12 protein-coding genes are annotated in these 15,594 nt (G+C 69.0%); 6 read left to right on the plus strand and 6 right to left on the minus strand.

The features are described from left to right. Positions 1-8: 8 nt before the first annotated feature. Positions 9-806: a 2OG-Fe(II) oxygenase gene (locus ACCD06_RS28055; protein WP_413345107.1), complete on the minus strand. Its 798-nt coding sequence runs from the start codon at positions 804-806 to the stop codon at positions 9-11. A gap of 237 nt (positions 807-1,043) precedes the next feature. Between ACCD06_RS28055 and ACCD06_RS28060 the strand changes: the two genes are divergently transcribed. The 3 genes from ACCD06_RS28060 to ACCD06_RS28070 are packed head-to-tail and all read left to right on the plus strand — an operon-like array spanning position 1,044 to position 5,219. Further along, positions 1,044-2,807, plus strand: a complete 1,764-nt coding sequence (locus tag ACCD06_RS28060; RefSeq protein WP_413345109.1) for an ATP-binding cassette domain-containing protein — start codon at positions 1,044-1,046, stop codon at positions 2,805-2,807. A 2-nt stretch (positions 2,808-2,809) separates the two neighbouring features. Beyond that, entirely contained in the window at positions 2,810-4,087 is a 1,278-nt protein-coding gene (locus ACCD06_RS28065; protein WP_413345111.1) for a nucleotidyltransferase family protein, read from the plus strand. A gap of 46 nt (positions 4,088-4,133) precedes the next feature. After that, positions 4,134-5,219 (plus strand): glycosyltransferase, encoded by a 1,086-nt coding sequence (locus ACCD06_RS28070; protein WP_413345113.1) that lies wholly within the window; start codon positions 4,134-4,136, stop codon positions 5,217-5,219. On the opposite strand, the gene ACCD06_RS28075 is transcribed toward ACCD06_RS28070, so the two are convergent. Further along, positions 5,182-6,387 (minus strand): glycosyltransferase family 4 protein, encoded by a 1,206-nt coding sequence (locus ACCD06_RS28075; protein ID WP_413345115.1) that lies wholly within the window; start codon positions 6,385-6,387, stop codon positions 5,182-5,184. The genes ACCD06_RS28070 and ACCD06_RS28075 overlap by 38 nt on opposite strands. Next, positions 6,384-7,565 carry a glycosyltransferase family 9 protein gene (locus ACCD06_RS28080; RefSeq protein WP_413345117.1) on the minus strand — a complete coding sequence of 394 codons (1,182 nt, stop codon included), beginning with the start codon at positions 7,563-7,565 and terminating at the stop codon, positions 6,384-6,386. The genes ACCD06_RS28075 and ACCD06_RS28080 overlap by 4 nt, the downstream gene beginning before the upstream one ends. 239 nt (positions 7,566-7,804) lie before the next feature. Here ACCD06_RS28080 and ACCD06_RS28085 point away from each other — a divergent pair, with 239 nt between their 5' ends. Then, positions 7,805-9,388 (plus strand): lipopolysaccharide biosynthesis protein, encoded by a 1,584-nt coding sequence (locus tag ACCD06_RS28085; protein WP_413345119.1) that lies wholly within the window; start codon positions 7,805-7,807, stop codon positions 9,386-9,388. On the opposite strand, the gene ACCD06_RS28090 is transcribed toward ACCD06_RS28085, so the two are convergent. Further along, positions 9,368-10,081 (minus strand): class I SAM-dependent methyltransferase, encoded by a 714-nt coding sequence (locus ACCD06_RS28090; protein WP_413345121.1) that lies wholly within the window; start codon positions 10,079-10,081, stop codon positions 9,368-9,370. The two genes, ACCD06_RS28085 and ACCD06_RS28090, sit on opposite strands and share 21 nt — an antisense overlap. Positions 10,082-10,228: 147 nt before the next feature. Here ACCD06_RS28090 and ACCD06_RS28095 point away from each other — a divergent pair, with 147 nt between their 5' ends. Both ACCD06_RS28095 and ACCD06_RS28100 read left to right on the plus strand, forming a co-directional pair. Then, positions 10,229-11,782 carry a hypothetical protein gene (locus ACCD06_RS28095; protein ID WP_413345123.1) on the plus strand — a complete coding sequence of 518 codons (1,554 nt, stop codon included), beginning with the start codon at positions 10,229-10,231 and terminating at the stop codon, positions 11,780-11,782. Then, complete coding sequence (locus ACCD06_RS28100) at positions 11,779-12,555, plus strand: FkbM family methyltransferase (protein ID WP_413345125.1); 777 nt, start codon at positions 11,779-11,781, stop codon at positions 12,553-12,555. Before ACCD06_RS28095 ends, ACCD06_RS28100 begins: the two co-directional genes overlap by 4 nt. A 48-nt stretch (positions 12,556-12,603) precedes the next feature. Here the strand turns inward: ACCD06_RS28100 and ACCD06_RS28105 are convergent, their stop codons facing one another. Both ACCD06_RS28105 and ACCD06_RS28110 read right to left on the minus strand, forming a co-directional pair. Further along, entirely contained in the window at positions 12,604-13,350 is a 747-nt protein-coding gene (locus ACCD06_RS28105) for a hypothetical protein (RefSeq protein ID WP_413345127.1), read from the minus strand. After that, the gene (locus ACCD06_RS28110; protein WP_413345129.1) at positions 13,319-15,571 is read right to left on the minus strand and encodes a GumC family protein; all 2,253 of its coding nucleotides are present in this window, start codon (positions 15,569-15,571) and stop codon (positions 13,319-13,321) included. Before ACCD06_RS28110 ends, ACCD06_RS28105 begins: the two co-directional genes overlap by 32 nt. Between the last annotated feature and the right edge of the window lie 23 nt (positions 15,572-15,594).

Here is a 15,594-nt window from a genome sequence, read left to right on the forward strand (position 1 = left end):
ATCGACCCTCAAGCCGGGACAGAAGCCGGAACGGTCAGCCAGGGGCTGGTCAGTTCGGCCGTGATGAACACATACCGGCGTACATGCGGCGTCGGATAGCGGATGCCCACCCCGTGCAGAGCGTCGATGCCCTGCGGGAACAGCACCAGCTGGTTGGCACGGTAGGGGATGCGCGCCACCTCCTCAACCCATTCGTCCGGCAGCACGGTGTGGTCGATGCTCCGCTTCCAGCGCTCACCCTCCCGCCAGCGGTACAGGACCAACTCTCCGCCTTCGCTGTCATCCTCCGGCGCGCGCAGGTAGAACAACCCCGTAAACAGCCGGTTTGGTGTGTCCAAATGCGGGCCGCGCACGGAAGAGGGACGGTCCCGGACGGGTGTGTTGATCTCGAACCGTGCGTCCTGGCGTATGCGTGGCCAGACCTCCGGTGGGTCCAGGAGACTGAAACGGCCGACATCATGCCCTATCAGACGGCCGTCCAGACAGTGCAGCATGGCCTGCGGCCAATAGCCTTCGAACAGGGTCGCCACCTCGGCGAGAAACTCCGGCCCGCTGTGCCCAGCCAGGAAGCGCTTCCAGCAATCGGGCATGTCGGGAGCTTCCAAAACCAACCGGGCCGACAGCGCATAATGCTTGTTGTTGGGCAGTCGGTCTGGAGCCCCTGTCCAGATCATGCGGGACAGGGGCGGAAATCCGCCCGCCAGTTCGTCATAGAGCTCTGGGGCCAGAACATCGGGAATGACGATGTGGGGAAACGGCTCGGTGCTGATGTCTGCGGCAGTCACGCCGGCCAGAAGGGATCGCATCCTCGGCTCCAGAACAATCCATGATTGCTACATCTACCAGATTTCCCTTTTAAGCACGATGGTCCTTTCATTTCATGGCTTAATTCGTGAATTAATCAACTTTAACTCGGAAAAAGGGTGTGGCCTCATGGCGGGAAAACCTATCATGCGCTCCAGTGCGATCCCTGCGAATGGGGCCAAGGAAGGATCATGCGCGTGGCATGGCATGAAGTGCGGCAAGCCGGAAGGCGGGACCAGATGGTTTCGCCTGCCGTCGCGGCGGCGCGCCGGTTCCTTCTCCTGCTGGCCGGTTCCTATGGCCGGAAGCGGATGGCCCTGATGCTGGGCCTGGGTCTGGCCGCCTCGCTGGCGGAAGGGGCCGGCCTGCTGCTGCTGGTGCCCGTGTTGGAGCTGGTGGGCGTCGGCAGCGGTGGACAGGCGTCGGCCGGCCGATTGCTGGAGGGGCTGGGTCTCTACTTGCTGCTGATCACGGGGGCCGCCGCCATCACCGCCGCCCGCAACATCCTGGGCAACGATCAGCGCAACCGGTTCGTCGACCAGTTGCGCGGCGACCTGCACGCCGCCCTGCTGCATGTCTCCTGGCCCGCCTTCCAGCAGCTGCGCAGCACCGACGTCAAGCAGATCATCGCGGGCGAAGTGGCCCGGCTGGGCATGTGCCATGACGCGCTGCTCAATCTGGGCATCGCCGCCCTGACCCTGCCGATCCTGTTCCTGTCGGCCCTGCTGCTGTCCCCGCTGCTGACCCTGTCGGCCCTGCTGCTGTCCGGCCTGGGCCTGCTGCTGATCCGGCGCATCGGGCATGGCGGCTTCGACATTGGTCTCCGCATCGGGCAGGCGCAGCGCGACATGATGGCCGACGTGACCGACGATCTGGCCGGGCTGCGCATCATCAAGGGGTTCGGAGCGGAGGCGGTGCGCGGCGCCAACCTGTCGCGGCGTTTCGCCGAGCTGCGCCGGCTCCAGTCCCGGCATGCCCGCATCCAGGCCGGGGAGCAGGCGGCGCTGGTGGTTGCCGCCGCCGCCATGGCGGCCGTGGCCGTGGCCGTGGCGGTCCTTTGGCTGGACCAGATCCTGAGCGCGGCGCTGGTCGTCATCCTGACCTTCGTTCGCCTGGTCCAGCGGGGGCTGGGCGGGATGCGGGTCTGGCGGCAGCTGGAAAGCGGCCTGCCCGCCCTCGTCATCTACGAGGAGATGCTGGACAGGCTGCGGGTCGGAACGGAACCGGCGGCTCAGGAGGCGCTGCAGGAAGCGGCGCATGACGGCGGCCTGCCCCCATTCACCCGCAGCCTGTCCTTCCGCGGCGTGGGGCTGCGCACGGCCGACGGCCGCCGGGCTCTGGACGGGGTGGAGCTGGAGCTGCCCTTCGGCGCGCTGCTGGCCGTCACCGGCCCGTCCGGGGCCGGCAAATCCACCCTGGCCGATGTGGCGGCGGGTCTGGCCCGGCCGACCGAAGGCGGGGTTTGGCTGGACGGGGTGGAAGTGACGCCCGGCCTGCTCCCGGCATGGCGGCGGCAGGTGGCGGTCGTGCCGCAGGACTCGTTCCTGTTCCATGACACGATCCGCGCCAACCTGCTGCTGGCCGCCCCCGACGTCGACGAAGACGCGCTGTGGGCGGCGCTGGAGGACGCGGCGGCCGCCGATTTCGTCCGCGCGCTGCCGCTGGGCCTGGACACGGTCGTCGGGGATCGCGGCAGCTCCGTCTCCGGCGGAGAGCGCCAGCGTCTGGCCATCGCCCGCGCCTTGTTGCGCCGTCCGCGCCTGCTGATCCTGGACGAGGCGACATCGGCGCTCGACGGCGGGTCGGAGGCGCTGGTGCTGCGGACCCTGGACCGGCTGCGCGGCCGGATGTCCATCCTGGCCGTCACCCACCGCGACCAGACCCGGCGGGCCGCCGACCTGGTCCTGGAACTGGACGAAGGACGGGTCCGGCGGCTGGAGTCCGTGGCGGAGAGCCGGGCCGTGGCAGGAACCGCGCTGCGCGACCGGGCGGATCGGGAATGACGATGGCGGACGTGACGGGCGGCCTCGAGGCCGCGCTGCCGGAGCTGATGATGCCGGAGCTGATGCCGGAGCTGATGCTGGTTCTGCCGCCCCCGCAGCGCTATCTGCTCGCCGCCCTGTCGGCGCATTTCGGCGGCCGGACGCTGCCGGATCCTGCGGCGGATCCTGTGGGCGACCTCGGCACCGATCCCGACTGGCCGGCGGTCTTCGAACTCGCCCGGCATCATCGTCTCGCCCCGCTTCTCGCCGGGGCGATTCCGCCGGAAACGCCGATGGGAGCGCCTTTGGGGACGGCCGGCGGCCCGACGGTCCTCGACTGGCAGCGCCACGTCGCCCGGCAGTCCCTGCTGGCGACCGCCAGGATGCTGGCGATCACCCGGCATTTCGAGAAGGCCGGAATCGACCTTCTGGTTCTCAAGGGGCCTGCGCAGGCAATGCTGCTGTTCGGCAACGCCCAGGCCCGGTCCTGCCGCGACATCGACCTGCTGGTGCGCCCGGCACAGAAGGAGGCGGCCATCGCGCTGCTCCGCGGCCTGGGCTACGGAACCCGTCCCGACCTGCTGGCGCGGCACGTCAATGCGATTTTCCTGGCCTCCGAAACCGGAGGGCCGCCGGTGGAGCTGCACACGCAGCTGAGCGAAGGCGACATCGCCTTTCCCGGCCGGGTCCTGGATCCCTTCCGCCACTCCGGCGAAGTGACCATCAACGGGCGGACGGTCCGGACCCTGTCGCCGGGGGCCACCATCGCCTATGCCGCCCATCATGCCGCCCGCCACCACTGGTCCCGGTTCTACTGGCTGGCCGACCTGATGGCCGCCACCCGGCGCCCCGCCGCCGATTGGGAGGAGGCCGTCCTCTTCGCGAAGCAGGGCGGGGCGGAGCGCCATCTTGCCATGGCCGTCCGGCTGGTCGCCGGGCTGACCGGACTGGCGCCGCCCGTGGCCGTCCCCTGTCCTCGCCGGGATGTTCCCATCCTGCAGCGTGCGGAACGGATCACCGGCGCGATCTGGGCCCTGCCGCCGATGTCGGAGAACGAGGCGCTGCGCCGGGTTGGAAAGCTTCGGGTCATGCGGTCCGACATGGCGCTCTACAGCCATCCCCGGGCGGCGCTCCGCCATCTGTCCGCTCAACTGCGGCCGACGGAAAGCGACAGCATGGGCATCAGGCTTCCGGCTTCCCTGATGCCCGTCCTGATGCCGATGCTGCTGCCGCTCCGGATCATCCGCGTCCTGACGGCAAAGCTGGTGCAGCGGATCAGGACGCCCGGACGGGGACTCTGACCCATTGATTCGCACTCCGGATCGCAATCGACGCAGGAGAGAAGGAATGGAGATCGTCTATGTCGGCGACCTCTGCGAAACCGGATCGTGCTTCCACCGGCTGCAGGCATTCCGGCGGCTGGGTGTCCAGGTGCGGGCGTTCGACGTCGGGCCCTACATGCGGGCGGGCGGGCCGCTGCTGCGCCGGCTGCGCGACCGGCTGATGGCCGGCCCCGCCATCGCGCGGCTGAACCGCGACGTGGTGCGCGCCTGCCTGGAGACGCCGGCCGCCGCCCAGGTCTGGTTCGACAAGCCGCTGTGGATGCGGCCCTGGGCGCTGGACCGCCTGACGCAGGCCGGGCGGCGGCTCTACAGCTTCACCCTGGACAACCCGTTCCACGTCATGAACGAGCCGGGCTGGCATGTCTTCCGCCGCACCATCCGCCAGTTCGACGTCAATGTGGTGCCGCGGGACAGCAGCGTCGCCGATTACCGCGCCGCCGGGGCCGGGACGGTGGCGCTGTTCCCGGTGCCCTTCGACCCCTTCGTCAACCACCCCGCCACCCCATGGCCGCCGGCGCGCTCCGTCGACGTGTCCTATGTCGGCTCCCCCTATGAGGAGCGTCCCGCCTTCCTGGCCGCTCTGGCCGACCGGGGGATCGCGCTGCGCATCGGGGGGGCACGGTGGGGACGCCATCCGCGCATCCGCCGGCCGGGCGTCGCGCTGGTTCCCGCCATGTATGGCGAGGCCTATCGCCGGGCCATCTGGGACGCCCGCGTCAATCTGGCCTTCCTGACCCGGAGCCATCACGACCCCTGCGCCCACAAATCCATGGAGATCACCGCCAGCGGCTCCTTCCTGCTCGCCGTGCGCAGCGACGGCCACCGCGCCGCCTTCGAGGAGGGGCGCGAGGCCGAGTTCTTCGGGTCCGTGGAGGAGGCGGCCGACAAGATCCGCTTCTACCTGAAGGACGATGCGGCGCGCGAGCGCGTGGCCCTGGCCGGCTGCCGCCGGGCCTGGACGTCGGGCTACGCCAACGACGAGCGGATCGCCGCCGTCTTCCGCGCCACCGATCCCGAGATGGGCGCCGAACTGACCCGCCGGGCGGCGGCCGTCATGACGGCGCGCCGGCGGGAACTGGGGCTGGAGTGAGCGGAGGGGACGCCGTGGGGCGGACCAGCTCCTCCAGCGCCGCATGAAGCCGGCGTCCGTAATCGTCCCAGCCGCCGAAGGACCGGATCCGCTCCCTGGCCGCCCGCCCCATCGCCGCCGTCAGCGCCGGATCGCCGGCCAGACGCACCAGCCGGTCGGCAAGGGCGTCCGGATCGCGGATCGGCACGATGAAGCCCTCCACCCCATCGGTGAACAGGTCCGCGGCCCCGGTGTTGGTGGTGGCGATCACCGGCGTGCCGCAGGCCATCGCCTCGGCCATCACCATGGCCAGTCCCTCCTCCACCGAGGGCAGCACCAGCACCGAGGCGCGCGACATCTCCCGCACCAGATCGTCTCCGTGCAGCACCCCGGTCATGGTCACCGGCAATCCGCCGCCGTCGCGGCCCAGCAGCGTCGCCGTTTCCGGCTGTTCCAGCCCGGTCAGGACCAGTTCGGCCCCCGCGATCCCGGCACGGCGCACGGCCTGCAGCAGATAGGGCAGCCCCTTGCGGATGCCGGGCTGGCCGACGAACAGGATGCGGAAACCGCCATCCTTGGGGCCGAGCGGCCGGAACCGCGACAGGTCGCCGCCATAGGGAAGCAGGCGCAGCCGCTCCGCCGCCACGCCGCGGGCGATGAAGCTGTCGCGCACGAAGTTGGACGGCACGGCGATGGCGTCCGCGCGTTCGTACTCGGCAAGCTCCCTGGCCTTCACCCGCGGATCGATGCCTTTCCAGGCGAAGCCGTGCAGCCCGTATTCCTCGTGCAGCAGGTCGTCCTGGAACCCGATGTGGCTGGATCCGCGGTCGCAGACATGGCGCCCTCCCCGTTCCTGGATGGCGCGGCCCGTGCGCAGCCCCATGCCGGACAGGACGATCGCCACGTCGCACTCCGGCAGGTTGGCCGCGACGTGCCGGTCGTGCATCGACTGCGCCCGCCAGGCCCACTCGCCGGCCAGACGGCTCTGGAACCAGGGATAGCGGATCAGCGCCATGTAGGGGGTCTGAAGCCAGGGCCAGCTGCGCAGCAGGGCGGGGTCGATGCCGCTGTCCCGCAGCTTGAAGCGGGGATAGCCGGTGAACAGCGCCGCCAGGGCGCCCCGCGCCTGGAGCTGCAGAGCCTGGTTGACGCTGTGGAAGCGCCCGATGGTGGAGACGGCTGCTTTCATGAAGTGGACGTTCCGGTGCAGGCCGCGATCCGCGCCGCCCTTGCGGCCGCTGCGGGGGGAAAGTTCAGCAGCAGACCGTCGGCCGCGGCCAGGACGTCGTCCGGCGCGATCCGCTTCATGCAGCTGCGGTCAGGACAATGCCGTTCGGAGCAGCCGCCGCACCAGTCTCCGGCGGCGGAGACGATCCGGCAGGTCGGCACCCCGAGCGGCAGCCAGTGATGGGGGGCCTGCCAACCCGAGGCGACGACCACCAGCGGGACCCGCGTGGCACGGGCGACATGCATGGCGCCGCTGTCCAGACAGACTGCCAGATCAGCCCCCGCGAACAGCGCGCCCAGGGCGGTGATGCCGGTCCGGCCCGCAAGCGAGGCGGCCGGGCCGCGCATCCGGCCGCGGATGCCGTCGATCAGCTCCGCCCCCGCCGCCGTTCCGACGAAGACGGGCTGCAATCCCCTGCGTTCGGCCAGCAGGTCGGCCAGTTCCGCGAAGCGGTCGGGAAACCAGTCCGTCGGCTGGCCGCCGCTGGTCTGCGGAGCGAGGACGGCAATGGGGCGGGACGGGTCGATACCCTCGGCCCGCAGCAGGCCATCCACCGTTCCGGGCAGGTCCGGGGCGAAATAGATTTCCGGCTCCGGCACGTGCCCGGGCTCTTCCGGCAGGGTGATGCCGAGCGGCCGCAGAGCACGCAGGTTGTTCGCCTGGGTGCTGATGGACCAATCATAAGTGAGCGGTGCGTCATAGAGGGCCAGAGCCTCCGCCGCCCCCAATCCCGACCGCCGCCGCGCCGGGATCACCGCCGCCACCAGCCCCAGCCCGTAGCGCCGCGCCGCCACCGTCGTGATCAGCCAGTCATAGCTGCCGGCATCCGCCGGAACGGCACGGCGCGCCGCAATCACGGAGCGGAGCGGGGTCCGGTACGGGGACGGCAGGATATGGATGCGGTCGACATACGGGTTCCCGGCGGCGATTTCCGCCATGAGGGCCGAGCCGGCCAAGGTGACGGTCATGTCGGGCCGGGCGCGCCGCAGGGCGGAGAAGAGGGGCGTCGCCGCCATGCCGGTTCCCAGTTCCTTTTCGAAGGCGACGACGACGGCATGCGGTCGCCGGCCACCGCCGGGTCGGGCGGTGGAATCGGCACGGCATCGTCCGAACAGATGGCTGATGAGAGTTATGCCCATCCGTCGCACGGCAGGTCGTCTCCATGATCGCGGCGCGGCGGGATCATCGGAAGCATGGGGTGCCCTGTCAAACGAAAGTCCCTGGCGAAAGTCCCCGGCGAAAGCACCGGCCGGGGGCGACGGGCCACAAAGCGCTTTGGCCGCCGCCGCCCCGTCCCATAAGATCGCCGCCCCACAAGAATGCTTCTGCGCGGGTGGCGCACCCGTCGGCGTTCCTGTCCAAAGATCATCAGGCGCGCATGAGCCAGCCACCTCCGCCACCCCAGCCCGCAGGCGCCCCGGCCGGCCTGCGCGGCCGCCTGATCTCCGGGACCGGGGCGCTGGGCATCACCATGGTGGCCTGGAGCGTCCTGCAGATCCTGGCCGTTCCCGTCTTCCTGGCCCATTGGGGAAGCGAACGCTATGCCGACTGGCTCGCGATCAACGCCCTGACCGGGCTGCTGGTCCTGCTGGAGCTGGGGATCAACGCCCATCTGGGCGCCCGCATGATGGTCGAAGCCGGCCGCGACGACACCAGCGGAGTCGGCCGGATGCTGTCGGTCGGGCTGGGCCTCTATGCCGGCGTCCTGGTTCCGGGGTGCGGGCTCATCGCCCTGGGCTGGCTGGCCGGACTGGACGCCATGCTCGGCCTGACCGCGCCGGATGCCGGGACGGTGACGCTGGTTCTTGCGATGGCGACCCTGCTGCTGGTGCCGCGGCCGATCCTGGGCAGCGTTCTGTCGGCGTTCGGCCGCTTCCCGCTCGCCGTCTGGCTGGGCGGCGCCCAGCAGCTTCTGGGGCTGGCCGCACAGATCGCGGTCGTCGCGGCGGGCGGCGGGCTGCTGGCCGCCGCCACCGCATTCCTGGCCGTGGCGATCCTGGTGGGATGGGCGCTTCCCCTGGCGGTGATCCGGCGGAGCCATCCGGCCATCAGCTTCCGTCCCCGCTGGCCGGCGCGCGAGGAGGTGGGGCGGATCCTGTTCCGCTCCGGCCTGCATTCCGTCACCATCGCCACCACCCCTCTGCTGCAGCATCTGCCGGTTCTGTTCCTGCAGCGGCTGATGCCGGACGGGTTGGCCGTGGTCCTGTTCACGACGATGCGGACCTATGCCGGCGCCTTGCGACAGATCATCTCGCAGATCGTGCTGTCCTCGGCCATGGAGATGACGCGCCAGCACCATCGCGGCGAGGAGCAGGTGCTGAAGCGTCTGTTCAGCCTGACGGGGCGGATCGCCGGGGGGGCGGCGGGGGTGCTGGCCGGGCTGCTGATGATCGCCGGGGAACCGGTCTTCCGCGTCTGGACCCACGGTGCCATCGCCTTCGATCCGCTGCTGGCCTCGATCTTCCTGGCGACCTGTCTGTTCATCGTGCCGGGGTTGCTGAGCAGCGCGCTGCTGCGGCTGACGGATCATGCGGACGCCCTTGTCGTGGCATCCCTCCTCCAGGCCGTCCTCAGCGTCGCCCTGTGCCTGATCCTGATCCCCTGGACCGGCGCCCTGGGGGCCGGCATCGCGGTCGGCGTCGCGGAACTGGCCGCGGTCGGCGGTCTGGCTTTGCGGCGGACATGCCGGATCTTCCATCTGCACCGCGCGCATCTGCTTCCGGCCGTTCTGGCGGGGATCGGCGGGACCGTCCTGGCGGGCGTGGCCGCGGCCGGGCTGTTCGCCCTGATGGCACCGCAAACCCTGGCCCAGCTGGTCGTCACCGGAGGGGTCTGGACCCTGCTGGTCGGGCCGCTGGCCGTCCCGCTCCTGCTGCCGCCCCGATTGTGGGCAGGGCTGTGGGCCCGATTGTGGAGTGGGGTGCTGTCGCCGCTGTCGCTGCTACGCCGCCGGCGGGCCTGACGCGGCCGTCTTGCGGACGACCGCCTGGATCTGCGCCAGGGCGGCGCCGTCCGTCTGGGCCACCGGCCGGCCGAGCCGCTGCTCCAGCCGGATCAGCAGGCGGTCCGCCCATCCGAACGCCGCCCCCCCGCCGAACAGCCGCCGCATGACGGCGGAGCGCCAGGAACCCAGGGCGTGGAGCCAGCGGCCCCAAACGCCGATCGGGCGGCGCAGGCCATGGTCATAGCCGTGATCCTGCACGGCGATCTCCTCGATCACCGCATCCGGCAGGGCGGACAGCAGCGCCCGCAGCTCATGGGAGACGGGGGACCAGCTAGCCGGGCTGTCCAGGCGGAAGCTGGCCTTGTGGTCGCTGTTGAACAGGGACGGCCAGACGCCCTGTTCGTACAGATCCTCATGGGGGACGACCAGGACCAGCACGCCGCCCGGCCTCACCAGCGCCCACCATTGGGCGAGGGCCGCGGGCACGTCGGACATGTGTTCCAGGCAATGCGAACTGTGGACGCAGTCGAACTGCGCCGGCGCGAGATGGTCCAGGATGCGGTTCGCGTCGCCATCCTGCCGGTCGAAGCGCCGGGCATGGGGAACCACCGGATCATCGCCGCAGCCGATGTCCAGCACACGGCCCGAGAAATGCCGCTCCATGAAGGCGTCGCCGCGGATGGCGTTCGTCTTGCGCGCTTCGGTGACCAAGCCGTCATCCAGACAAAACGGGAAAAAGGCCGGAATGCTGCAACTGGCCACCCGTTCCGTCAATTACAATCGCAACTGGCTGCAGTCGCAAACGGATTCAGCCCACCGATCGAGGGAATGTCCGCTTTTTCAACCATAGCATGATCCTTGCGTCCGGCTTCGATTCACGCTGAACTGCCGCGGCTTTCAGGGGATGCTTTTTCGGGGGCGACGGTGGCGGGGCGGGCGAACAACCATGGACAATCGCTTGACGGCTGGAAGGTGGTCTCGGTCCTGACCTTCCTGCTCCAGCTCGCGTTGGGCACCTCGCCGCTTTTCGCCCTCATATCGCTGGCGATCTTCCTGCTGACCCCGATGGTGATCCGGATGAATGGCGGGATCTCCAGCATGGGATCGCTGCTGTTCGTCGCCTCGTACAGCAAGCTGTTCTTCATCGCCCAATGGGTGAAGATCTTCGTGGGCCAGCCGGCGGACAGCCATCTCCAGGCCCCGGTCGGAACGGTTTTCGTCCTGCTCATGGGTGTTCTGGTCTTCATGGCCGCCGGCATGGCGGTCCGGGTCCTGTTCGGACGGTCGTCCGGGCTTGTCTCCCCGCCCCAGGACCCGCGTTTCCTGGCCGGTCTGGCCATCCTGGCCACCCTGCTGACCCTGTTCTCCATCATCGCGCGGCATCTGGCCGGCCTGAACCGGGCGGGAGCCACGATGTACGAGGAAGGACAGGGGTTTGTCCTGCTGCTTTATATGGCGAACCTCCTTCCGCTTGCCGTGGCGGCCACGACGGCCCGGCGGGCGGTGCTGTCGGAGGGAAAGAGCTTCATCGATCCCTGGGTCCTGGCGACCCTGCTCCTCACGGTCCTGCAGGGCTTCTGGGAGAATGTCCGGCTGATCATGCTGGGAGGCGGCATCGCCTTCATCGCGACCTATCTCTCCTATGGCGGAAAAATCCGGCTCAGGCATATGGCGCCCGTGCTGATCATGGTCGGCATGATGCAGGCGATCATCTTCCCCCTGATCGACCTGCAGCGCGGGATCGAGCGCGGCCTGGGGGTCATGGGTTTTCTTCAGGAAACCTTCAACATCGCATCCGACCTGCTGGATCCGTTCGGACGCACTCTGCGCGAAGAACAGCTGAACAGAGTTTACTACAGCTGGGATACCCGCCTTTACTATGGCGAACCCCTGGGCTTTCTTGACCGTTTCAGCCCCAACCCGCTGGATGAGGTGGTCGCTTATGTCCAGGATAGCGGGACCTTCGGCGGCGAGACCTTCCTGGCACAGTTGCTCTACACCATTCCCAACGTCATCCTGCAGCCGCTTGGCATCGAACGCCCGCCGCGGGGAGGCGAAATTCTTGAATTCACCATCCTGCACACGTTCTCTAACATGAATTATGGAGTTTTTGCAGAGACTTATGCCTATTTCGGAGGATTTTTGTTCATCCCGATCAATATCCTTGTCCTATTTTTCTATCTGACCGGCCTGCGGCTGCTTTATGGGGATGGCGAAAGAAGCTATTTCATGCCGTTCGGATTCTCGACGCTCTACTTCACCTACTGCAACTCCGACATCGCCGACATCGGCCCCCAGGTGACGATCCAGTCGGTCATGAACCTCCTGATCCTCGTCGCCGCCATCATGGCGATGGGTCCGATGGGTCGCAGCCGGCTTCGGCCAGAGGTTCGGGCAGAGGAAAGACCGTGATCGGGACGCTCAAACGGCGGCTCGCCCGCCATCTGGAGCATCGCTTTCCGCTGTGGTGGCTCAAATTCCGCATCTGGCGGCGGGACCGGCATTTCGAACGGGAATTCTTCACCCTGGGGCCGCTGTGCCCCCCCGGCCGGATCGCCGTCGACGTCGGCGGCAATGCCGGGGAATATTCCTACTGGCTGTCCCTGCATGCGGCACGGGTCGTCGTCTACGAACCGAATCCCGGATGCCATCCGACCATCTCCCGCCTGAACCGCCCCAACATCCGGCTGCGATCCGTGGCCCTGTCGGACAGCAGCGGCACCGCCCGCCTCGTCTTCCAAAGCGGGAATTCGGGAATTGGCAGCATCGCGGGTGAGAATCCGATCTTCGCCCTGGAGAACGAGCCCGGTTACGTCCAGCTGACGGTGCAGACCGTCCGCTTGGACGAAGAGGCGCTGGACCAGGTCGGCCTGATGAAGATCGATGTGGAAGGGCACGAGGCCGCGGTGATTGCCGGCGCCATGGGGCTGATTCTGCGCGACCGCCCGCGGCTGATGATCGAAGTGGAGGAGAGGCACCGGTCCGGCGCCCATGATCGGGTGCGCGCCCTGCTGGAACCGGCCGGCTACCGCCGCTTCCGGCAGGAGGAGGGCCGGCTTCGTCCGCTTCCCTGGGATGTGGATGCGCGGTCCCTTCAGACGGCGCCGCCGGGGACCCCCGGCTATGTGAACAATTTCTTCTTCTTCCACGCCACGGACCCGCTGGCTGCAAGCCACCGGCCGTGACCGCCGCCGCTACAGCCGCAGCCATGACCGCCGCCATGGCCGCAGCCGTCAGCGCTTGCCGTGCAGCCTGACATAATGCGCCATCTCTTCCTCGCTCAGCAGGGAGAGGGACTCGTCCACCAGATCATAGGCATCCGGGCGCTTGCTCAGCGTCGCGACCTCGTCGGGCATGATGACCCAGGCCAGCCGGATCTGCCGGCGCAGAAGCGACAAGCTGTCCGCATCCATGGCGCTGCGCAGGCGGAAGCCCATCTCCAGCCGCCACATCATCAAAGCCGGTTCCACAGCGCCGGTCAGCATCGACAGGCGCAGCGCCTCGACCGCCCGCTTGCGGTCGCCGCCCCGTTCGAACAGGGAGGCCAGATGCGCCCAGGCATGGGGCTGTCCGGGAGCGAGCTGCACGGCCGTCCTGGCGGAGGCCAGGGCTTCGGCGAGCAGGCGGTCGCGATCCGGACCGGGTGGCGCCGCTTCGGCCTGGGCCGTCAAGAGCACGGCGCGCGCCGCCTCGCGCTCGCCGCTGCCGTCCCAGCGGTTCGCCGCGGCCAGAGCCTCGCTCGCCTTGGCGAGGCGCTCCGGCGAGGGCGGGTTGCCGCTGCGGACCTCCTGCAGTTCGTCATCGGCGGCGAGGGCAGACAGGGCGGCCGCCAGTTGCGGCACCCCCAGGCCCAGCAGAAGGACGCCCGCCAGCGCCCCGAGCAGGGCGGAGACCGGCGACGACGGCTTCCTGGCTCCGGAAGGGCGGGCGGAGGCACGCCCCTCCCGCTCACTCGGCGTAATAGTCGCGGTAGCGTCCATAATATTGTCCGTAATCGCCATAGCCGTAGCGGGCGTGCTTGCGCTGGTCGACCTGCGACAGGACCACGCCATGGACCGGCGCCCCGACGCCGTTCAGCAGCTTCATGCCGTTGCGCACGGCATCCCGCGGCGTGGAGTTCCAGCGCACCAGATAGATGACGCGGTTCGCAAGACGGGCCAGAACGCGGGTGTCGGCGACCGCCAGGACGGGGGGCGAGTCGATGATGATGCGGTCATACCGGGTGAGCAGATCCTTGAGCATCTCCTCGATGGCCGCCCCCTTGAGCAGTTCGGGCAGGTCGGGCGCACGGCCGGCCGGCAGGAAATCGAGGGTGCCGGCGACGTCGTGCTGGATCAGATCCCCGATCTGCGCCTCGCCCAGCAAGGCCTGCGCCAGGCCCCGCTCGCCGTCCGTACCGGTCAGCGTGTGCAGGCGCGGCCGGTAGACGTCGGCATCGATCAGCAGCACCCGGCCTCCCATCTTCGAATAGATCAGCCCCAGGCAGAAGGACAGGAAGGTCTTCCCCTCCTTCGGCACCGAGGAGGTGATCATGATGACGGGGGCCTGCCCGGCGCCGGCGATCTCCAGGCTGGTGCGGAGGCTGCGGACGGCATCCGCGAGGGCCGAGCGCGGGCGCTCCAGGATCTCCTTGACCGGCGAGACGTCGCGGCCGCGCCGGTAGGGAACCATGGCCAGGGTGGGAAGGCCGGTCAGTTCCTCCGTCTCGTCGGCCGAGCGCAGGGCGTTGTCGAGGCGGTCGAGCAGGAACACCAGGGCCGCGCCGCCGATCAGGGCCACCATGCCGACGGCCATGAGCAGGGACAGTTTGCGCGGATAGCTGGGCGAGGTCGGAATGTCGGCCTGCGACACGACGCGGGCGTTGGCCCTCTGCATCCGCTCCTGCTGGTCCTCGCGCTTGAAGCGGGTGAGGAAGGATTCGTACAGGCCGCGGTTCGCCTCCGCCTGGCGTTCGAGTTCGCGCAGGCGGACCTCCGCCTCGCCCGCCACGTCGGACTGGCGCTGCAGCCCGTTCAGGTCGCTTTCCAGCGCGCGCACGCCGGCGGCGGCGGCTTCGGCATCCGCCGACAGCGAGGTGCCGATCTTGTCGACCTCATGGGCGATCTTGCCGCGGATCTCGTTCAGCTCGGCCCGCAGCCCGAGAATGCGCGGATGCCGGTCCGCATAGACCTTGAGGGCATCGGACATTTCGCGCTGCGTCGTCGCTTCCTGTTCGCGCAGGCGCTGGATCAGCGGCGACTGCAGAACGTCGGAAAAGGCCTCGACGCTGCCGCGGGAGCGCATGAGCTGGCGCGCCTGCTCCAGCCGCGCCCGCTTCTGGGCCAGATCGGCCCGCGCGATCATGAGGCGCGAATTGAGTTCGGAAAGCCGCTGCTCGTTGATCGTGGCCTGCTGCTCGCCCTTGCGGCGCAGGCCGTGCTGGGCCCGGTACTCCTCCACCGCGGCCTCGGCGCTGACGACGTCGCGCCGCAGGGACTCGAGCCGTTCCCCGAGCCATGTGGCCACGCGCCGGGTATCCTCGAAGCCCGCCTCCAGGCGGTCCAGGACATAGAGCTGGGCGATGGTGTTGGCGATCAGGGCCGCCTTCTCGCGACTTTCCGACGTGTAGCGGACGGCGATGATCAGGGTGCGGCGCTGCGGCGCGACCTGGAGCCCGCCCAGGAATCTCTGGACCAGAGCGGCCTGCTCGATCTCGGCACGGGAGGACTCGCTGAGGGTCGACGGCTCCGCCTCGTTCGACGGCAGGCTGGCGGCGAGCCAGGACAGCGGGTTGAGCGAGCTGAGGAAACTGTCGAGAGGCTTGGGGGCCCGCAGCTTGGGATTGAATTCCGGATCATTCGCCAGCCCCAGCTTCTCGACCACGCGATGCGCCAGCATCCGCGACGAGATGAGGTCGGCCTCGGTCTGAACGGTGACGTCGTTGATCCACTCCGGCCGGATCATGGTGTCGGCCAGGGCGTTGCGGACCTGCGACGCCTCGATCATGATCCGGGTTTCGGCCGTATAGCGGGGCGTGATCTGCTGAAGATACAGCACGGTCGGAACCAGCGCCGCCAGCAGGATGGCAAGGACCAGGAACTTGCCACGCCACAGGACCCGCCAGGCCCACCGGACGCGCTTGCGGAACTCCTCCTGGAAATCGGGGGCCCGGGACGCCCCGGCTTCGCGTTCGGACGGGCTGACGAGATTCAGAAGACTCACCACAACACTCCAGACCAGATACC

This window comes from Azospirillum sp. CT11-132, from assembly GCF_047302835.1.
Classification (GTDB): Bacteria; Pseudomonadota; Alphaproteobacteria; order Azospirillales; family Azospirillaceae; genus Azospirillum.